This window comes from Achromobacter sp. (assembly GCF_049647645.1).
GTDB lineage: Bacteria > Pseudomonadota > Gammaproteobacteria > Burkholderiales > Burkholderiaceae_B > Achromobacter.
The window spans coordinates 1-18,775 of the sequence record NZ_JBARYB010000162.1 but is presented as its reverse complement, the minus strand read 5'-3'; the positions used below and the strand labels follow the sequence as shown (position 1 = coordinate 18,775).

The window sequence follows — 18,775 nt, the reverse complement described above, 5'->3', positions numbered from 1 at the left end:
CTAGAGGAAAATGAGAAATGTTGCCGGACTCCGGAATCGGCCCAGCACGCTATCGTAACGGCCTGGGCGCGCCAGACCAAGAAGCAAATTCGGGCAAAGGTTAAAATCCGGGCTTTCCCACCTTTCTGCCCCCGGGATCTACACCCGTCACGGCGACCATCATGCAAGAAACCACCCTCAAGCGCACCGACGCCGCAAACGACGGCGCCAGCGCCGCCCTCCCCGCCGCCCAAGCCGGCTCCCCCCGCAAGCTGTACATCCGCACCTTCGGCTGCCAGATGAACGAGTACGACTCGGACAAGATGGCCGACGTGCTGCGCGGCGACCAAGGCCTGGAGCTGACCGACAACCCCGAAGACGCCGACGTCATCCTCTTCAACACCTGTTCGGTGCGCGAGAAGGCGCAGGAAAAAGTCTTCTCGGACCTGGGCCGGGTGCAGCACCTGAAGAAAACCAATCCCAACCTGGTGATCGGCGTGGGCGGCTGCGTGGCCAGCCAGGAAGGCGAGGCCATCGTCAAGCGCGCGCCTTACGTGGACGTCGTGTTCGGCCCGCAGACGCTGCACCGCCTGCCGGACCTGATCAAGCGCCGCCGCGACGAAGGCCGCTCGCAGGTGGACATCAGCTTCCCCGAGATCGAAAAGTTCGACAACATGCCGCCGCCGCGCGTGGACGGCGCCACGGCGTTCGTCTCCATCATGGAAGGCTGTAGCAAGTACTGCAGCTTCTGCGTCGTGCCCTATACGCGCGGCGAGGAAGTCTCGCGCCCCTTCGAGGACGTGCTGGTGGAAGTCGCCGACCTGGCCGACCAGGGCGTGAAGGAAGTGACGCTGCTGGGCCAGAACGTCAACGCCTACCGCGGCCGCATGGCCGACAGCGACGACATCGCCGACTTCGCCATGCTGCTGGAGTACGTGCACGAAATCCCCGGCATCGAGCGCATCCGCTACACCACCTCGCACCCCAAGGAAATGACCCAGCGCATGGTGGACGCCTACGCCCGCCTGCCCAAGCTGGTGTCATTCCTGCACCTGCCGGTGCAGGCCGGCAGCGACCGTGTGCTGGCCGGCATGAAGCGCGGCTACACCACCCTGGAATTCAAGTCGGTCGTGCGCCGCCTGCGCGCCGCCCGTCCCGACCTGACGCTGTCCTCCGATTTCATCGTGGGTTTCCCCGGCGAAACCGAAGAGGACTTCGAAAAGACCATGAAGCTGATCGAGGACGTCGGCTTCGACACCTCGTTCTCGTTCGTGTATTCGCGCCGCCCGGGCACGCCCGCCGCCGACCTGCACGACGACACGCCGCAGGACGTGAAGCTGCGCCGCCTGCAACGCCTGCAGGCGCTGATCAACGAGCAGGCGGCCACGATCGCCCGCAACATGATCGGCACGCGCCAGCGCCTGCTGGTGGAAGGCCCCTCGCGCCGCGACCCGAACGAGCTGATGGGCCGCACCGAGAACAACCGCATCGTGAACTTCGCCGCGCCCGCGCGGCTCATCGGACAAATGGTCGACGTCATCATCACCGAAGCGCACACCAATTCGCTGCGCGCCCGCGTCGCCGACGTGGACCGTACCCCTCAAGAGGCCGAATGACCACTCCCCGCTCCCGCGCCCGCCGCAGCATGCCCGCCGTCGTCACCCTGGACGGCGACAATACCCATCTGGCCAACCTCTGCGGCCCGCTGGACGAAAATCTGCGGCAGTTGGCCGACGGCATGAAAGTCAAGCTCTCGCGCCGCGGCAGCCGCGTCACCATCGAAGGCGAGCTGGCGGAACTGGCCGGTCGCGTGCTGCGCCGCTTCCATGAACAGGCCGTGCACCGCGCCCTGTCGATCGACGACATCCAGCTGGGACTGGTCGAGATCGGCGTCGGCCGGCAAGAAGAAAAACTCAAGGAAGAGCAGGCCCGCGAAGCGGACCCGCTGCCCGCCCTGGACGACGAAAGCGACAGCATCGCCCTGCGCACCAAGCGCAGCGACCTGCGTCCGCGCACGCCGCGCCAGCGCGACTACCTGAACAACATCCTCAAGCACGACATCACCTTCGGCGTCGGCCCCGCCGGCACCGGCAAGACCTGGCTGGCCGTGGCCTGCGCCATCGACGCGATGGAGCGCGACACGGTGCAGCGCCTGGTGCTGACGCGCCCGGCGGTCGAAGCCGGCGAGCGCCTGGGCTTCCTGCCCGGCGACCTGGCGCAGAAGGTGGACCCGTACCTGCGGCCGCTCTACGACGCGCTCTACGACCTGATGGGCTTCGAGAAGGTGCAGCGCCTGTTCGAAAAACAGACCATCGAAATCGCGCCGTTGGCCTATATGCGCGGCCGCACGCTCAACCACGCCTTCGTCATCCTGGACGAAGCGCAGAACACCACGCCGGAACAGATGAAGATGTTCCTGACACGGATCGGCTTCGGCAGCAAGGCCGTCATCACCGGCGACCCGTCCCAGGTGGACCTGCCGCGCGGCCAGGACAGCGGGCTGGCGCATGCGGTGAAGGTGCTGCACGAGGTGCAGGGCATCGCCACCACCCGATTCACCAGCCGAGACGTCGTGCGCCATCCCCTGGTCGCGCGCATCGTCGACGCCTACGACCGCGCCTCCGAAAATGAAGCCTGAACTGTCCCTGTCCGTGCAGTACGGCGTCGAGGAAGCACGCCTGCCCCGCTGGCGCCTGCGCCGCTGGGCCGAGCGCGCGCTGGCGGCCGCAGCCGACGACGGCCTGGTGGCGTTCTCCGCCGCGGAGCTGAGCCTGCGGCTGGTCGGCGCGGCCGAGGGCCGGCGCCTGAACCGCGACTTCCGCGGCCGCGATTACGCCACCAATGTGCTGACCTTCGAGTACGGCGTGGATCCGCTGGGCGTGGCGCGCGGCGACATCGTCATGTGCGTGCCGGTGCTGGTGCGCGAAGCGCGAGAACAGCGCAAGGCGCTGCTGGACCATGCCGCCCACCTCACCATCCACGGCGTGCTGCACGCGCTGGGCTACGACCACATCAAGGCCCGCGACGCCAAGCGCATGGAAGCCCTGGAGACCGCCACCCTGGCCGGCATGCGCATCGCCGATCCCTACGTCGCGGCCTGATGCGGGGACTCGGGTCAACCCTGAGAAATTACCGAAAAATGGCGACCGGCAAGGCGCAGATGGCGGCGGATCCCTTCATTTAAGGGGCCGCCGTTACAAATTGCAGGCCAGTATCGGTTATGCTGGCCCCTCCATAACTTGTCCTCCCGGACGATGTCTGACCCTTACCCTGCTCCCGAAGCGACTCCTGCTCGCTCAGCCAAACCCGCCACCAAATCCCTTCTAGACCGCCTGCTTTCCCTCGTGCGCCGCCAGCCCGAGGACCGCGAAGGCATCAAGGCCGTTCTGGAAGCCGCGCACGAACGCCAGCTGCTCGACGCGGAATCCTACAAGATGATCAAGGGCGCGCTCGCCGTGTCCGAAGGCACCGTGGGCGACATCATGGTCCCGCGTTCGCGCATGGACCTGCTGGACGTCACGCAGCCCATCCCCTATCTGGTGGCCTCGGTCATCGAGACCGCCCATTCGCGCTTCCCCGTGTACGAGGGCGACCGCGACAACATCATCGGCATCCTGCTGGCCAAGGATCTGCTGCGCTGCATGCTGGAACCCGGCATCGAAGTGCGCACCCTGGTGCGGCCCGCCGTCTTCATCCCCGAATCCAAGCGCCTGAACGTGCTGCTGCACGAGTTCCGCGCCAGCCGCAACCACCAGGCCATCGTCATCGATGAGCATGGCGGCATTTCCGGCCTGGTCACGATGGAAGACGTGCTGGAACAGATCGTCGGCGACATCGAGGACGAGTTCGACGAAACCGAGGAAGACTCCATCTTCCCCGAAGGCGAGAACCAGTGGCGCGTCCTCGCAGCCACCGATATCTCGCACTTCAACGAAGTGTTCGGCTGCCACTTGCCCGACGACGAGTACGACAGCGTCGGCGGCTGGATGGGCGGACAACTGGGCCGCATCCCGCGCCGCGGCGACACCGCCGAATTCGACGGCCTGCGCCTGGAAGTGGCCCGCGGCGACGCGCGCCGCGCCATCTGGCTGCGCGTCAAGCGCAATGCCGCGCCCCAAGCCTCCCGCCCTGCCGACCAAGCATGACCAAAACCCCGCGCAGCCGTAACCTGCGCGGCGCCGCCGGCCTGGCGCTGGCGGGCGCCGTGCACGCCCTGACTTTCTCGCCCGGGCCCTTGCCGGATTGGGCGCTGGCGGTCACCCAGGTCCTGATGCTGGCCATCGCCGCCCGCGTCACCTTGTATGCGCCTTCCGCGAAACAGGCCTGGTTGCGCGGCTGGCTGTTCGGCTTCGCCAGCTATGCGCTGGGCTTGTACTGGATCTTCATCAGCCTGCACCGCTACGGCGATCTGGCCGCGCCGCTGGCCGTGGCCGCGGTGCTGGCGCTGTCGGCCTTCCTGGCCCTGTTCCCCGCCACGGCCAGCGCGCTGGCGCGCCGCTACGCACCATTGGAGCCGGGCTCTCCGCCTGCCCGCATCCTGTCGGGCACCCTGGCCTGGGCCGCGATGTGGGCGGCGTTCGAATGGCTGCGCGCCGTGCTGCTGACGGGCTTTCCCTGGCTCAATATCGGCTATGCGCAGGTCGACAGTCCCATCGCGGGCTGGGCGCCGCTGCTCGGCGTGCATGGCATGGCCTTCCTGGCCGCCTTCGTCGCCGCGGCCCTGGCAAGCCTGTGGCAGCCCTCGCGCCGAGCCGGAACCGGCTCGCGCCACGCCCTGGCCGCCGGCATCGCGCTGGCCCTGGCCGCCGCCGGCTGGCCGCTGTCCCGCATCGACTGGTCCACGCCCTCTGGCGATCCGCTCAACGTGCGCCTGGTTCAAGGCAATATCGGCCAATCCCAAAAATTCGACCCCGCCCTGCTCGACCAAAGCCTGGTGCGTCACCTGGACCTGGCCGCCATGCCGCCGGCGCCCGGCGTGCCCGCGCCACAGTTGATCATCCTGCCGGAAACCGTGCTGCCCATCTTCCAGGACCAGTTGGATCCGCGCGCCTGGGCGGTCTGGCGCGACCTGGCGGCGCAACGCAATACGACAATCGCGATGGGCGTGCCGTTGCATGACCGCGTCGACGGCCGCGACCGCTACACCAACAGCGTCATGGGCTTTGATGGCAATACGCCGGTCGAACAGCTCGTGGCTGGCGCCACTGCCATGCGCTACGACAAGCGTCATCTGGTGCCCTGGGGCGAGTATGTGCCGCCCGGCTTCCACTGGTTCGTGGACATGCTGAACATCCCGCTGGGCGACTTCGACCGCGGCGCGGTGCGCCAGACGCCCTTCGCCGTCGGCGGCCAGCACATTGCGTTCAACATCTGCTACGAAGACCTGTTCGGACCGGACCTGCTGCCCGCGCTGCAGCCCGGCCCCAACGGCGAACCGGGCGCGACGATACTGGTGAACGTCAGCAACCTGGGCTGGTTCGGCGATTCCTGGGCCTTGCGCCAGCATCTGCAGATCGGCCGCCTGCGCACCATGGAAACGGCGCGTCCCATGCTGACCGCCACCAACACCGGCATTACCGCCGCCATCGATGCCAAGGGCCACGTGGCGGCCCAGCTCGCGCCGCTGCAAGCCGGCGTGCTGCCGGTGGTCGTGCAAGGCATGACGGGGCTAACGCCTTACGCGCGCTTTGGCGACAAGACCGCGCTGGCGCTGATCGGCCTGGCGCTGATTGCCGCGTTCGGCAGCGGCCGCAAGACGCGCCGCGCCTGAAGACGCTTCAGGCGAACAGATGGGCCGGCAGCGCGCCGCTCTCCTCGGGCGGGTGCAGCGGCCCGGCCCCGGCTCCCGTGCGCTCGATCGCGTCCGCAATGGCGTCCATGTCCTCGGCGTCCAGTTCAAGCGACGCCGCGCCCAGCAATCCATCCACCTGAGACGCGCTGCGGGCGCCCACGATGGCGCCCGTCACGCCGGGCCAGGCCAAGGTCCAGCCCACGGCTACGGCCGCGACCGTGGTGCCGTGGCGTTCGGCAATGGGCTTGAATGCATCGGCCAGCGCCAGGTTACGCTCGATGCCGGGTGAGGTGAATTCGGCGTTGCGCGCGCGCCAGTCATCCGCCGGCAAGGCGTGGGCGCGCGCCAGGCTGAAACTGCCGGTCAAAAGGCCGGACTGCATCGGGCTGTAGACGATCACGCCCGTGCCGTTCCTTTCGCACCACGGAATCAGGTCCCCGCCCGCCGCGCGCTGGATGGCCGAGAACGGCGGTTGCAGCGTATGCACGTGGCCCAGGGTTTCGGCCTGCTGCAACTGCGCAAGATTGTGGTTCGACAGGCCCACCGCCCTGACCTTGCCTTCCTGTTTCAGGTCCAGCAGTTCCTGCCAATACACCTCCAGGGGCGTGCCGTCGCCCGCTGGCCAGTGCATCTGGTAGAGGTCGATGCGCTCCACGCCCAGCCGGCGCAACGAGTCGTCGACTTCGCGCCGGATGCTGGCCGGCGCCCCGGTACGCCGCGGCATCGCCTGCGGCTGCTCCGCCGACCAGGTCAGGCCGCATTTGGTGAAGACGTAGGGCCGGGCGTCCGGCGTCATCTGCGCCAGCGCGCGCCGCACGATCTCCTCGGAGTGTCCCAACCCGTACACCGCCGCGGTGTCGATCCAGTTGATGCCGCGCTCGACCGCGCGGCGGATCGCGGCCACGGAATCGGCGTCGTCCTGCGGTCCCCAACCCACCGCCCAGCCGTTGCCGCCGATGGCCCAGGCGCCCAACCCGATGCGGGTAATGTCCATGCCGCTCTGGCCCAGCGGGCGCGTGGGGAACGAAGTCTTGTTGCTCATGGCGATGTCCGTGTGCGCCGACCCAGTGCGCAAAAAACCGTCGGATCGGCGAAAAAATTTCCCGCTCACAATAGCACTCTCACAAGCCTTTGATTTACTTGGATTCTGCATCAATCGCAGCGGCCAGGCCTGCGCAAAGAAAGAGCAAAAACTGGCAAAAAACGCCTTCCAGCCCCCTTTTTTTCATGGCTTTTTTGCTTTTTGCCGTGAAGCGACTTGCACACCATATTTAGTTCGTGCATAATCTCGTTTCTTCGCCAACGGCACTAAACAAAACCGGCAACGAACTACGAAAAAGCACGCAGTAAAACGTGTGTTCGCCTTCGTAAAACGTTGAACGGACTGATTAGAAAGACGGGGGTATAGCTCAGCTGGGAGAGCGCTTGCATGGCATGCAAGAGGTCAGCGGTTCGATCCCGCTTACCTCCACCAGTCAACGGCGAAGGATGCAGTACCAGTTTGCAAGTCCAAGTCCCCTTCGTCTAGAGGCCTAGGACATCACCCTTTCACGGTGAGTACAGGGGTTCGAATCCCCTAGGGGACGCCAGTTCGCTGGCAGCAGTATGTAGTGATGCAGTTGAAGTGACCATGTAGTTGAGTATGCCGCTGCGGAGCGGTAGTTCAGTTGGTTAGAATACCGGCCTGTCACGCCGGGGGTCGCGGGTTCGAGCCCCGTCCGCTCCGCCAAAAGCTCTCGCTCAGAGTCTTTCAAGAGCTCCGTTTTCGGGGCTTTTTGCTTTTATATAGTATGAGACCTTGTTGTCTGAAGTTTGGGGCATCAAGGATCCTGGGGGGTATAGCTCAGCTGGGAGAGCGCTTGCATGGCATGCAAGAGGTCAGCGGTTCGATCCCGCTTACCTCCACCAGTAAGCAGTACGGTAGTAAAGTAGTTCTGTTTCGTTCAGGTCCCCTTCGTCTAGAGGCCTAGGACATCACCCTTTCACGGTGAGTACAGGGGTTCGAATCCCCTAGGGGACGCCAGTCTTTCTGGCATGTAGTACCAAGCTGCCTTGACACCGCAGTGTATTGAAGAAGTCAGAGTAAACCGCTGCGGAGCGGTAGTTCAGTTGGTTAGAATACCGGCCTGTCACGCCGGGGGTCGCGGGTTCGAGCCCCGTCCGCTCCGCCAAGCACATCATGCGGTTCGCCAGTCTGTCTGCTTCAGCATCCCTTGAAAGCTCCGGTTTCCGGAGCTTTTTTGCATTTCTGCCCGCCGCATTTGCCGGCATCAGCGGCCGGCAGCCATCTTCTCTACTCTCCCCCTACGCTCAGTCTCGTCCATTTCGCCATCTGGACAGCCTTTCAGTGCGCCTTCATTCTCTTTGCGTCGTGCCCTGCGAAAAGAAGAGGACTACGTGATCGCGAACGCCGCCGCTCCCCATCCGCACCGCCAGCATCTGCAACGCATCATCGCGGGCCTGAACGAAGGCATCATCCTGCTCGAGGCGGACGGCGCCATCGCCTGGGCCAATGCCAGCGCGCTCAACCTGCATGGCGCCGACACGCTGGATGAACTGGGCGGCACGCCGGCGGGCTATCGCAAGCGCTACACCCTCAGCTACCGCAACCGTCACCGTGTGCCGGCGCGCCAGTATCCGTTGGATCTCCTGGCCGCGGCCGAGCCATTCGACGAACTGCTGCTGGACCTGGCACGCAAGGACGACGAGGAATTCCGACGCAATGTGCGCGCCAGCGGCCTGCACCTGCACGGTAGCGACGGCGCCGATTACCGCGTCCTGATCCTGCACGACCAGACCGAGCAGATCAACGCCGAAGAGCGCTTCGAACTCGCCTTCGGCGCCAATCCCGCGCCCGCCCTGATCTGCCGCCTGTCCGACCTGCGCTACGTGAAGGTGAACCAGGGCTTCCTGGAAATGACCGGCTACGCGCGCGACGCCGTACTGGCCAAGTCGGCCTATGACCTGGACGTCCTGGACGGCGACGACAAGAACAACGCGGTTGTCAGGCTGCACGAACGGCAGACCATCGCACAGCGCGAAGGCGTGCTGAAAGTGGCGGACGGCAGCGTGAAGTTCGTCATCGTCGCGGGCCAGCCCATCGACATGCAGGGCGAGCCATGCATGCTGTTCACCTTTATCGACCTGGAATCCCGCAAGCGCACCGAACTGGCCTTGCGCGAAAGCGAGGAGCGCTTCTCCAAGGCATTCCGCCTGGCACCCGTGCCCATGGCCGTCTGCGAGGGCGAGACGCTGCTGGCGCTGGATCTGAATGACGCCTTTGCCGCAGCCACCGGCGCCTCGCCGCAGGACAGCGTCGGCCACGCGCTCACCGAACTGGGCCTGCGGCTCCCGGAGGATCTGGAAGCCAGCCTCAAGCGCGGCGAAAGCGCCCGCAGCCGCGATGCGGCGTTGGCGGCCAAGGACGGCAGCCAGCTCGATTGCCTGCTATCGGCAGAGCCCGTGACCATAGGCGGCCAACAACGCGTGCTGCTGGCCATCCAGGACATCACGGAACGCAAGCGCTCCGAGACGGAACTGCTGACGGCGATCGAAGCCGTCATGCAGGACACCTCCTGGTTCAGCCGCAGCGTCATCGAAAAGCTGGCGCAACTGCGCGAACCCGCGCCCGCCACCCGCGACGTGGCCGAACTGGCGCAGCTCACCTCGCGCGAGCGCGAAGTGCTGGGCCTGATGTGCCAGGGCCATGACGACGACGGCATCGCCCGGCAACTGAAGCTGTCGCGCAATACGGTGCGCAACCACGTGGCCACCATCTACAGCAAGATCGGCGTGCACCGCCGCAGCGCCGCCATCGTGTGGGCGCGCGACCGCGGCATCACTGGACACGAGCGCGCACGGGCGCGGGACAAGCGCGATCAGGGCTGACGCCCTGGTTATTTACATTTCGATTCAAAATAATAGCTGTTCAACCATCCCCGAAGATGGGAGCCACTTAGAAGCCCGCACCCTTCAAAATCTTTCATTTCCAGCAAAAACAACCGCAATAGCCCATTAAATTCCGCCAGCCAAGCTGGATTGCGCAAACCCTGCACAGCTTCTTACGATCCGCCGATCCCGCCCTTGCCTGCCAAGCGGCGCGATCCCCGCAAGCCGAAAGGAGCCCCCATGCAGACCGCCTACATTCCCGTCCCGACCGTCGCCAAGCCGGCCGCCGCTCCCGCCTGGAGCGCCGCCGACATCATGGCGCTCTACGAGCTGCCGTTCATGGATCTGGTGTTCCGGGCCCAGCAGACGCACCGCGCCCACTTCGATCCGAACGCCATCCAGCTGTCCAGCCTGCTGTCGATCAAGACCGGCGGCTGTCCCGAGGACTGCGCCTATTGCCCGCAGTCCTCGCACTACGACACCGGCCTGGACGCCGACAAACTGATGCCGCTGGCCGACGTGGTGGCCGCCGCCCGCAAGGCCCAGGAAGGCGGCGCACAGCGCTTCTGCATGGGCGCCGCCTGGCGCAGCCCCAAGCCGCACCACCTGGACGCGGTGGCCGAAATGGTCAGCGCGGTGAAGGCCCTGGGGCTGGAGACCTGCGTCACCCTGGGCATGCTGCGCGAGGGCCAGGCCGAACAGCTCAAGACTGCCGGCCTGGACTACTACAACCACAACCTGGACACCTCGCCCGAGTTCTACGGCAAGATCATCTCCACCCGCACCTACCAGGACCGGCTGGATACGCTGGACCGCGTTCGCGACGCCGGCATCAGCGTGTGCTGCGGCGGCATCGTGGGCCTGGGCGAGTCGCGCCGCGAACGCGCCGGCCTGATCGCCCAGCTGGCCAGCATGGAGCCCTATCCCGAATCCGTGCCGATCAACAACCTGGTGCAGGTGGAGGGTACGCCGCTCGCCGGAGTGGAAGCCCTGGACCCGTTCGAGTTCGTGCGCACCATCGCCGTGGCCCGCATCGCCATGCCGCGCGCGGCGGTGCGCCTGTCCGCGGGCCGCGAAGCCATGGACGACGCGTTGCAGGCCTTGTGCTTCATGGCGGGCGCCAACTCCATGTTCTACGGCGACGCCCTGCTGACCACTGCCAATCCGCAGATGGAAGCCGACCAGCGCCTGCTGCAGCGCCTGGGCATGCGCATCGACGCCGCCCAGCACCAGCACCACGACGCCACGGCATGCCGTTGACCCCGGGCCTGCTCTACCTGCTGGCCAGCGTCGCCTGCAGCGTCACCGTGGCCGTGCTGCTGAAGCTGGCGCGGCGCTACCAGGTGGACGTGCGCCAGGCCATCGCGATGAACTACGCGGTAGCCGCCCTGCTCTGCTGGGCCGTGCTGCGCCCGGACCCGGCTGCGCTGCTGACGCCGCAGACCCCATGGCTGGTGCTGGCCGCGCTGGGCGTGCTGCTGCCCAGCGTGTTCCTGGCGATGGCCACGGCCGTGCGCCATGCCGGCATCGTGCGCAGCGACGCGGCGCAGCGCCTGTCCCTGTTCATCCCGCTGCTGGCGGCCTTCCTGCTGTTCGGCGAATCGGTCAGCGGCAGCAAGCTGGCCGCGACCCTGCTGGCCGGCTGCGCGCTGTATTGCCTGCTGCGCCGTCCCGCCCGCGCACCGGCGCCAGGCGACGACTCGCCCGCCAGCAGCCGCGCCACGTGGCTGTGGCCGCTGGTCGTGTGGGTGGGTTATGGCGTGATCGACATCCTGTTCAAGCAGATGGCGCGCGCAGGCACCGCCTTCGCGGGCGGCCTGCTGCTGGCTTTCGCCATCGCCGGCCTGCTGATGCTCGCCTATCTGTTGTGGCGTCGGGCGCGTTGCCAGCTGCGCCACCTGGCCGCTGGCGCGGCGCTGGGACTGGCAAATTTCGGCAACATCCTGACCTACATCCGCGCGCACCAGTCGCTGCCCGAGCATCCCGCGCTGGTGTTCGCATCGATGAACATGGGGGTGATCACCCTGGGCACGCTGGTCGGCGCGCTGGCCTTCCGCGAGCCCTTGACCCGGCTGAACCTGCTGGGCGTTGCGCTGGCCCTGACGGCCATCGTGCTGATGGCGCCCTGGTAGGGGCGCCACCCCGGCTCAGGTGCCGGTGCGCCTCTGGCGGCCGTCCTCGGACTCGTCGTCTGCCTGGTCCGCGGCGGCCTCGCCAGGCAGATCCTCCGCTGGCGGTTCGGCCGCCGCCACCGGGGCCACGTCAGGCTGCACCATTTCCATGGCGATATCGGTTGCCGGATCCACCCGCGGATCCAGCACCGCCGCGGCGGGTGAACTCTGCAGCGTGTCCGGCATGGGCACGAAATGCGTCGGGGCCTCATCCACCTGGTGCGCGCCAGTGACGCGGGTGGGACGCACGTGCCAGACCAGGATCAAGGCGCAGGCGGAAATGAAAACGTAGTACATGCTGGGGCCGGCCAGGGACATCAGCACCCCGGCGATCATCGGACCGATACATGCCCCCACCCCGTAGGTCATGAGCAGCACCGCCGACAGGCTGACCCGGCGCTCGGACTCCACGTGGTCGTTGGCAAAGGCCGCGCCCAGCGGGTACAGGGTGAACTGCAGCACGCCAAAGACACAGGACATCGCCACCAGCGCCCAGTACGGCAGGACGATCCAACCCCACATGACCACCGGCAGCAACACCAACAGCAGCGCGTTGAAGCGGATCAGGCCGGCGCGGTTGATGCGGTCGGACAGCCAGCCCATGGGCCACTGCGACAACAGGCCTGCAGTGACGGCGGCGGCCACGAAAATGGCCGCCTGCGAGGTAGACAGGCCGTGCTTGGCGCCGTAGACGGCCGCCAGGCCGTAGAAGGCTCCGGACAGGTTCCCCGCCACGAACAGCACGGTCATCGACAGCGGCACGCGCCGCATGAAGAAACGGATGTCCAGCGGCGCCGGCAGCGGCGTGGGCGGATGCGAACGCGCGGTGACCGCGATCGGCACCAGGCACAGCACCAGGCACATGGCCACCAGGGTCAAAGGCCGCAGGTCCAGCGTGGCATAGGCGGTCAGGGCCAGTTGCCCCAGCACGGTGCCCAGGCCGGAAACGACCATATAGACGGAGAAAACGCGTCCGCGCTGGTGGTTTTCGGTCTGCTCGTTGAGCCAGCTTTCGATGACCATGAACTCGGTCACCATCACGATGCCCGAAATGACGCGGAACACCAGCCACAGCGGCATGGAGTCGACCAGCGTCTGCGCCAGGATCATGCTGGTGGCGACGGCCGCACAGGCGACGAAAGCCCGGATGTGGCCCACGCGGATGATGAGTTTATGCCCCAGACGGGCGCCGCACACCAGGCCCAGGTAGTAGCCGGCGATCAAGGCGCCGATCCATACCTCGCTGACAGACTGCGCTGTCAGCCTGAGCCCCATGTAGGTATTGAACAGACCCGTGCCGATAAGCATCAGCAAGGTCGCGAAGTAAAGCGACGAGAAGGAGGAGATGGTGGCGAGCATGGCGTCGGCAACCGCTGCTGGCGGCAGCGCAACAGGCCGCCGGAGCGGCCCGCTGCGCTAAGCGGTAAAACAGGAACTGCGTGGAATCAGACTTGCGACAGCATCGTGGCGGCGTTGCTGACTTCGAACTTGCCAGGCGCTTCCACGTTCAGTTGCTTGACCACGCCGTCGACGATCAGGGCCGAATAGCGCTGCGAGCGCACGCCCATGCCGCGCTGGATCAGGTCCAGCTCCAGGCCCAGCGCCTTGGTCCACAGGGCGGAACCGTCGGCCAGCATGCGGACCTTGCCTTCCGTCTTCTGCTCGCGGCCCCAGGCGCCCATGACGAACGCGTCATTGACGGACACGCACCAGATTTCATCGACGCCCTTGGCCTTCAGGGCAGCCGCCTGCTCCACATAGCCCGGCAGATGCTGGGCCGAGCAGGTGGGCGTGAAGGCGCCGGGCAGGGCGAACAGCGCAATGGTCTTGCCGCGGGTCAGATCGGCGACCTGGAACGCGTTGGGACCCAGCGAGCAGCCGGCAGCTTCGGTTTCGATGAATTCGGTCAGGGTGCCATCCGGCACGCGGTCGCCGACTTTGATCGTCATGTAGATCTCCAGGAATAAGGGGCAATGCATTGGGGCAGGAGCGCCCCACAGCCTCCATCATAGTTCCTGCGCGGTCGCCTTGCTGGCCGTCAGGGTCGCGGGAAAAAAAGATGCACAGTCTGAAACGACTCCATACCGCTCCTACATGGGCTCGAAACGGCTGATTGCCATAATGTTGTGGTTGCAATCACCGCCCGCGCACGCCGCGCTGCCGGCTGGCGGGCATCTAGCGGAGAGTCATCGATGCGCAAGATCTTGACCGGCCTGGCCCTGACGCTGGCCTCGACCGCCACGGCCTGGGCAGCTCCGGATGCCGCCGAACAGGCCCAATACGATTCCTTCGTCGTCGCCGCCGGCGCCTCCAACGGCGCCGCCCGCGCCTGCGGCGCCTCCGAACCCGACCTGACCCAGCACCTGGCCACCTCGCGCAAGAACCTGCTGCAGTATGCGCAGGAATACGGCTTTTCGTCGGCTGGCTATGACGCGCAGTTCGAGAAGGGGCAGGCTGAGGGGAAGACGATGATGGAGGAGATGAAGCGGTCGGGGGTGGATGGATGCCGGGGGGTGCTGGGTAGCTTTCAGAACGAGAGGGTGATGGAGTACGAGGATATGAAGAGTGCGTTGGCTGAGGTTAGTGATGGGTTGCCGGGGGAGAAGGCGCAGTAGTTTTTGGAGGCCTCGGTTCAGTTCTTGAGACGCCTGGCGCGGCGGGAGCCTGGGGTGCGCGGGACAACGATTGCGGTCCGGAGCCTTCGCTCCGGACTACCCCGTCCTCATCCTCGTTGCCGCCTGCGGCGGCTGCCTTCGGATTCCGTCGGGCTTATCGACGCCCCGCGCACCCCAGGCTCCCGCCGCGCCAGGCTCCAGCATTTGAAACTTGGCGTCGGCTGGGACGATCTGTGTGCTTGGGGTTCTCGCCACGGATGGGGTTTGGCGATGGGTCTTGCGGGGCCCGCCCCCGGCCGGCCGCGCGGGCGGCCTCTGGGGGCTTACGCAGTATCTGGCGGTTGGTGATGACGCTGCGCGCTGGCGGAGGAGCCGTTCGACTCCAACAGCAGGTGTCCATAACGACCCATGATGTCTCGCGCTCCGCCAGTCATTATTCGGCCTTCGACACCAGCAGACCACGCGCGAGCGACAGCCGACATTTCCCCCGGCGATCACCACTTGAACCCCGACGCCGGATGGGTGGCGCGCGTATGGGTCTACATGCGCAAACGACTACCCCCCGCGCGCCACCCATCACCGCCCCTCCCCCCTGACGGCGACGCCAGAAGAAACCCAATCGGCGCACGCGCGCCAGCGACCACAATCACACTTTAAAAAATTATGTATGTGTTATTCGGCCGCCCGCGCGGCCGAATAACACGGGCCGCCCAAGACTCGCCCCCGACCACAGCTCTAGCAGCGCAAGAAGCCAAGACACACGTAGCCCGTCGGCGCGGGCGGCGTGGCGGCTCGCAACCTCGATGCGCCCGACGGAATCCGAAGGCAGCCGCCGCAGGCGGCAACGAGGATGAGGAAGGGGCAGTCCGGAGCGAACGCTCCGGACCGCAATCGTGGGCGCGAGCCGCCACGCCGCCCGCGCCGACGGGCGACCTACGAAGCGCTGCGACAAACCTGCATAAACCCACGCAAGGCCAAAAACACCAACATAGATATAAAAATTACCTATGTATACCTACGTCCCAAACCGAGCCAAAAGAAGCCCACTTCAAAGCCCGTTCTGCTTGAACCAATCCAACATCCGCGTCCAAGCCTGCTCCGCCTCCGCCTTCCGATAAGACGGCCGATAATCCGCATGGAACGCATGCGGCGCCTCCGGATATACATCGATCCGCGAAGCCTTGGCCGCCGCCGGCCCCTGTGACAGTTCCAGCCGCATCTTGTCCACGTCGGCCATCGAAATCCCGGCGTCCTTGCCGCCATAAGCCCCCAGCACCTTCGCCTTCAGGTCGTTGACCTCACTGAGCACCGACCTGGGTTTGAGCTCGCTCGGCTGCCCGCCCAACTGCCCGTACCAGGCCGCGCCGGCCTTCAGCTTCGGGTTGTGGGCGGCGTACAGCCAAACTTGGCGGCCGCCCCAGCAAAAGCCCGCGATGCCCAGCCGGTCCGGATTGCCGCCGTTGGACGCGGCCCAGGCCGCGGTCGAATCCAGGTCGGAAGTCACTTGCGCATCCGGAATCTTGCCGATGATTTCCGACTGCAGCTTGGGGATCTCGGTGTACTTGGACGGATCGCCCTGGCGCGCGAACAGTTCGGGCGCGATGGCCAGGTAGCCCTGGTGAGCCAGTCGGCGGCACACGTCCTGGATGTATTCGTGCACCCCGAAAATCTCCGACACCACCAGCACCGTGGGCAGGTCCTTCTTGCCCTGGGGCGCCGCGCGGTACGCGGGCATCTTGCCGTCCTTGACCGGAATGTCCACCTTGCCGGCCACGAGGCCGTTGGCGTCCGTGGTGATCGCGGTCTGCGCCACGGCCTGCCCGGCCGCCAGCGAAAAGCCCGTCGCCACCGTGGTGGCCATGAAACCCCGCCGGTTCAGCCGCAGGGGCGGAAGCAGGCTGTCAAAGTGCGCGTCCTGGTCATTCATCGAGCATCTCCTGGCAAAAAGCCGGCGCGGAGCGGCTAGTCGCCGCCCCTTGGACCAGCCTGGTTCACTTCAGGGAGAAGTCCACGCGCGAGGGCTGCCCCTCGTCCTTGATGCCATCCGCGTCCAGTTGCGGCGCAACGATGAACACACGATCCGCGAGTCCTTCCTGGGCTTGCAGCTTCTCATAAACCGCCTGCGCGCGCGCATCGGCCAATTGGCGCAACTGCTCGTCGCCTACCGGCGCCACGCTGCGCAGCATCTCCTCCATCTGCGCTGCCGGCACGGATTTGGACATGCCGATGAAGTTGCGCGGCTTGTCCTTGATGTCCGTGTCGTCGTAGACCTCTTCCAGGTACTTGGCGCGTTCCGCGCCCGATACCTCGACGCCCGCGGGGTTCGGCTTCTTGCCACGCGGCGTGGTGGCGGCGGCCTTGGCGGCGCGGATCTTGGCGTCGACCCAGGCCTGGCGCAGGCCTTCCATGTCGGTCTTGGGGTCGGCGCGGCCGCTGATATCCATCTTCAAGGCCGGACGGTCCGTCAACGCCTTGGTCAGCGTTTCGATGCGCTGCTGGCTGTCCTCGGTCAGCACCGCGCTGCCGGGCGCGAATTCCACATAGGAGAGCTCCTCGCCGCCGCCGAAGGCCGAGGCCAGCAGGCTGAACGGGGAGGTTACCGCCTTGACCACCAGGTTCAGCAACACGCGCACCACGATGCCGCCCACCGAGAATTCCGGATCATCCAGCGAACCGGAGATCGGCAGGTTGATGTCGATGTTGCCGCGCGAATCCTTCAACAGCGCCACGGCCAGCAGCACCGGCAGCTTGGTCGCATCGGGGCTGTTGGTCTTGTCGCCAAAGGTCAGCTGGTTGAGCACCACGTGGTTGGTGGCCTGCAGTGCGCGGTCCTTGATCTTGTATTCCAGGTCCACCGACAGCTTGCCGCGCTTGATGGGGTAACCCACGTACTTGGCCGAATAGGTGTTGAAGCGCGGCAGGTCCACGCCCTTGGCCGAGGCCTTCAGGTCCAGCGACAGGTACTTGGCGAAAGGCTGCACCACCCCGCTGATCGACAGCGGCGCGGTGGTGTAGACGCGGCCGGTGACCTTGACCTTGGCGGGCTGCGGATTGGTGGATGACACCGCCGTGATCGAGCCTTCGATGCTGGACAGCTCCGCCACGTAGTTGGGTTTGACGAAGCGGTCCGTAAAGGTCATGCGGCCACGGTTCAGGGTGACGCTGTTGACCGAGATGTCCGGCATGCCGCCACTCTTGGCGGCGGCCGCGGGCGGCGGTGCGGCGCTGCGGCCGGGCGTCTGCGTGTCCTGGGTAATGGAGCCGCCGGCCTGGCCGGGAGCCGCCACCAGGTCCATGACGTTCAGGCGGCCTTGCGCGTTGAGCAGCACGCGGCCGTAGAAATCCTCCAGCGCGATATCGCCCAGCTTGGCGCCGATCTTGTCGCCCGCCACCGTGATGTCCATGCCGCTGAAGCCCAGGCGTTTCCAGTTCAGGAAATCGTCCTGGTTGACGCGGTCCTGCAGGTCCACGCCAGTGACTTCGACCCCACCCTTCCAGTTGACCTTCATTGGCGCCGCGCCCGCGGCGGCGGCGAACTCCACGTTGCCCTTGGCGCCTAGCGTAATGGCGCGCACCGTGGCGTTCAGGCTGGAGGCTGCGTATGGCGCAAAGGACGCCACGTTCAGTTCGGACAGGTCCACCGAGGTTTTCAACGTCAACGGTTGCGGCGTGAATGCGCCCTTGAGATCCAGCTTGCCGTTGCCCTGGATGCCAGCGGCGGCCAGCGTGAAGTTGCTCTGGCCCGGACCCATGGCCAGGCGGTCGGCGGTCACGTGCAGGCTCTGCAAGCCGATGTCCAAGGCGGGCTTGAGGGACTCGTCGCGGGCCTTGAATTGCGTCAGGTCTGCCTGCACGGCGGTGGCCGAGGCATCCACCGCGCCGTTCTTTTCCAATACATGAACCTGCGCGCTGGCAGCCAGGCGGCCGTCCAGCAACGAGATCGGCGCCGCGCTGCGCACGGCCGGCGCCAGGGGCGCCAGCGCGATATTGCCCAGGCGCACGCCCAGTTCCAGCGACAACGGCTTGAGGACCAGCGGCCCCTTGGCGCGCAGCCAGCCGCCGTCGGTGCTGTTGTCCATGGTCAGCCACAGATTGATGGGCTGGCCCGGCACCTGCGGCAGGGCCACGCCCTCCACCGTCGCGGCCAGGCCCGTCATCACGTAATCCAGCTTGCTGACGGCGTCGGTAACGTAGACCTCGCCTTCGTGCAGGTTGAAGGCGTCCAGCTCGACCTTCCATTCGGCGGGCGCGGGTGCGGGCGCCGGCAGGGATGCGGCTGCGTCCGCGGTTGCGGGCGCAGCGGGCGTCGTGGTGGACGGAGCGGCCGGAGC

General features: G+C 66.3%; 15 protein-coding genes and 6 tRNA genes. 16 read left to right on the top strand and 5 right to left on the bottom strand.

Going from position 1 to position 18,775, the window contains the following annotated elements:
- Window positions 1–161: 161 nt before the first annotated feature.
- The 5 genes from miaB (at window position 162) to lnt (ending at window position 5,749) form a co-directional block, all read left to right on the top strand.
- The gene (gene miaB, locus WBB14_RS19335; protein ID WP_424241262.1) at window positions 162–1,595 is read left to right on the top strand and encodes a tRNA (N6-isopentenyl adenosine(37)-C2)-methylthiotransferase MiaB; all 1,434 of its coding nucleotides are present in this window, start codon (window positions 162–164) and stop codon (window positions 1,593–1,595) included.
- Window positions 1,592–2,617 carry a PhoH family protein gene (locus WBB14_RS19330; protein WP_424241261.1) on the top strand — a complete coding sequence of 342 codons (1,026 nt, stop codon included), beginning with the start codon at window positions 1,592–1,594 and terminating at the stop codon, window positions 2,615–2,617. Before miaB ends, WBB14_RS19330 begins: the two co-directional genes overlap by 4 nt.
- On the top strand, window positions 2,607–3,080 hold the full coding sequence (gene ybeY, locus WBB14_RS19325; protein WP_424241260.1) for an rRNA maturation RNase YbeY: 474 nt from the start codon (window positions 2,607–2,609) through the stop codon (window positions 3,078–3,080). Before WBB14_RS19330 ends, ybeY begins: the two co-directional genes overlap by 11 nt.
- 153 nt (window positions 3,081–3,233) lie before the next feature.
- The gene (locus WBB14_RS19320) at window positions 3,234–4,124 is read left to right on the top strand and encodes an HlyC/CorC family transporter (RefSeq protein WP_424241259.1); all 891 of its coding nucleotides are present in this window, start codon (window positions 3,234–3,236) and stop codon (window positions 4,122–4,124) included.
- Complete coding sequence (lnt, locus tag WBB14_RS19315) at window positions 4,121–5,749, top strand: apolipoprotein N-acyltransferase (RefSeq protein WP_424241258.1); 1,629 nt, start codon at window positions 4,121–4,123, stop codon at window positions 5,747–5,749. The genes WBB14_RS19320 and lnt overlap by 4 nt, the downstream gene beginning before the upstream one ends.
- Before the next feature lie 7 nt (window positions 5,750–5,756).
- Here lnt and WBB14_RS19310 read toward each other — a convergent pair whose 3' ends face one another.
- A complete protein-coding gene (locus WBB14_RS19310) occupies window positions 5,757–6,812 on the bottom strand; it encodes an aldo/keto reductase (RefSeq protein ID WP_424241257.1) in 1,056 nt (351 codons plus the stop codon).
- Here WBB14_RS19310 and WBB14_RS19305 point away from each other — a divergent pair.
- The 10 genes from WBB14_RS19305 (at window position 6,811) to WBB14_RS19260 (ending at window position 11,790) form a co-directional block, all read left to right on the top strand.
- Window positions 6,811–7,056 (top strand): hypothetical protein, encoded by a 246-nt coding sequence (locus WBB14_RS19305; protein WP_424241256.1) that lies wholly within the window; start codon window positions 6,811–6,813, stop codon window positions 7,054–7,056. The genes WBB14_RS19310 and WBB14_RS19305 overlap by 2 nt on opposite strands.
- Before the next feature lie 112 nt (window positions 7,057–7,168).
- A tRNA-Ala gene (locus WBB14_RS19300) sits at window positions 7,169–7,244 on the top strand.
- Window positions 7,245–7,283: 39 nt separating this feature from the next.
- Window positions 7,284–7,359, top strand: a tRNA-Glu gene (locus tag WBB14_RS19295).
- 63 nt (window positions 7,360–7,422) lie between these two features.
- A tRNA-Asp gene (locus WBB14_RS19290) sits at window positions 7,423–7,499 on the top strand.
- Window positions 7,500–7,602: 103 nt separating this feature from the next.
- Window positions 7,603–7,678 (top strand) — tRNA-Ala (locus tag WBB14_RS19285).
- A 39-nt stretch (window positions 7,679–7,717) separates the two neighbouring features.
- A tRNA-Glu gene (locus WBB14_RS19280) sits at window positions 7,718–7,793 on the top strand.
- A gap of 71 nt (window positions 7,794–7,864) precedes the next feature.
- Window positions 7,865–7,941 (top strand) — tRNA-Asp (locus tag WBB14_RS19275).
- 226 nt (window positions 7,942–8,167) lie between these two features.
- Entirely contained in the window at window positions 8,168–9,658 is a 1,491-nt protein-coding gene (locus tag WBB14_RS19270) for a PAS domain S-box protein (RefSeq protein ID WP_424241255.1), read from the top strand.
- Window positions 9,659–9,898: 240 nt separating this feature from the next.
- Entirely contained in the window at window positions 9,899–10,918 is a 1,020-nt protein-coding gene (gene bioB, locus WBB14_RS19265) for a biotin synthase BioB (protein ID WP_424241254.1), read from the top strand.
- Window positions 10,915–11,790 (top strand): EamA/RhaT family transporter, encoded by an 876-nt coding sequence (locus WBB14_RS19260; protein ID WP_424241276.1) that lies wholly within the window; start codon window positions 10,915–10,917, stop codon window positions 11,788–11,790. Before bioB ends, WBB14_RS19260 begins: the two co-directional genes overlap by 4 nt.
- A 15-nt stretch (window positions 11,791–11,805) precedes the next feature.
- Here WBB14_RS19260 and WBB14_RS19255 read toward each other — a convergent pair whose 3' ends face one another.
- Both WBB14_RS19255 and WBB14_RS19250 read right to left on the bottom strand, forming a co-directional pair.
- The gene (locus tag WBB14_RS19255; RefSeq protein ID WP_424241253.1) at window positions 11,806–13,188 is read right to left on the bottom strand and encodes an MFS transporter; all 1,383 of its coding nucleotides are present in this window, start codon (window positions 13,186–13,188) and stop codon (window positions 11,806–11,808) included.
- Between the two features lie 86 nt (window positions 13,189–13,274).
- The gene (locus WBB14_RS19250; RefSeq protein WP_424241252.1) at window positions 13,275–13,778 is read right to left on the bottom strand and encodes a peroxiredoxin; all 504 of its coding nucleotides are present in this window, start codon (window positions 13,776–13,778) and stop codon (window positions 13,275–13,277) included.
- 243 nt (window positions 13,779–14,021) lie between these two features.
- Between WBB14_RS19250 and WBB14_RS19245 the strand changes: the two genes are divergently transcribed.
- Window positions 14,022–14,444 carry a hypothetical protein gene (locus WBB14_RS19245; RefSeq protein ID WP_424241251.1) on the top strand — a complete coding sequence of 141 codons (423 nt, stop codon included), beginning with the start codon at window positions 14,022–14,024 and terminating at the stop codon, window positions 14,442–14,444.
- A gap of 1,048 nt (window positions 14,445–15,492) precedes the next feature.
- Here WBB14_RS19245 and WBB14_RS19240 read toward each other — a convergent pair.
- Together WBB14_RS19240 and WBB14_RS19235 are read right to left on the bottom strand one after the other, a co-directional pair.
- Entirely contained in the window at window positions 15,493–16,371 is an 879-nt protein-coding gene (locus WBB14_RS19240) for a dienelactone hydrolase family protein (protein WP_424241250.1), read from the bottom strand.
- A gap of 64 nt (window positions 16,372–16,435) precedes the next feature.
- Window positions 16,436–18,775, bottom strand: a 2,340-nt coding sequence (locus tag WBB14_RS19235) for a DUF748 domain-containing protein (RefSeq protein WP_424241249.1), incomplete at its 5' end; no start/stop codon positions are given.

Excerpts from the sequence above, each read along its gene's own strand:
- miaB (WP_424241262.1), top strand. The coding sequence starts at position 162 with ATGCAAGAAACCACCCTCAAGCGCACCGACGCCGCAAACGACGGCGCC.
- WBB14_RS19330 (WP_424241261.1), top strand. The coding sequence starts at position 1,592 with ATGACCACTCCCCGCTCCCGCGCCCGCCGCAGCATGCCCGCCGTCGTC.
- ybeY (WP_424241260.1), top strand. The coding sequence starts at position 2,607 with ATGAAGCCTGAACTGTCCCTGTCCGTGCAGTACGGCGTCGAGGAAGCA.
- WBB14_RS19320 (WP_424241259.1), top strand. The coding sequence starts at position 3,234 with ATGTCTGACCCTTACCCTGCTCCCGAAGCGACTCCTGCTCGCTCAGCC.
- lnt (WP_424241258.1), top strand. The coding sequence starts at position 4,121 with ATGACCAAAACCCCGCGCAGCCGTAACCTGCGCGGCGCCGCCGGCCTG.
- WBB14_RS19305 (WP_424241256.1), top strand. The coding sequence starts at position 6,811 with ATGGCGATGTCCGTGTGCGCCGACCCAGTGCGCAAAAAACCGTCGGAT.
- WBB14_RS19310 (WP_424241257.1), bottom strand. The coding sequence starts at position 6,812 with ATGAGCAACAAGACTTCGTTCCCCACGCGCCCGCTGGGCCAGAGCGGC.
- bioB (WP_424241254.1), top strand. The coding sequence starts at position 9,899 with ATGCAGACCGCCTACATTCCCGTCCCGACCGTCGCCAAGCCGGCCGCC.
- WBB14_RS19255 (WP_424241253.1), bottom strand. The coding sequence starts at position 13,188 with ATGCTCGCCACCATCTCCTCCTTCTCGTCGCTTTACTTCGCGACCTTG.
- WBB14_RS19250 (WP_424241252.1), bottom strand. The coding sequence starts at position 13,778 with ATGACGATCAAAGTCGGCGACCGCGTGCCGGATGGCACCCTGACCGAA.
- WBB14_RS19245 (WP_424241251.1), top strand. The coding sequence starts at position 14,022 with ATGCGCAAGATCTTGACCGGCCTGGCCCTGACGCTGGCCTCGACCGCC.
- WBB14_RS19240 (WP_424241250.1), bottom strand. The coding sequence starts at position 16,371 with ATGAATGACCAGGACGCGCACTTTGACAGCCTGCTTCCGCCCCTGCGG.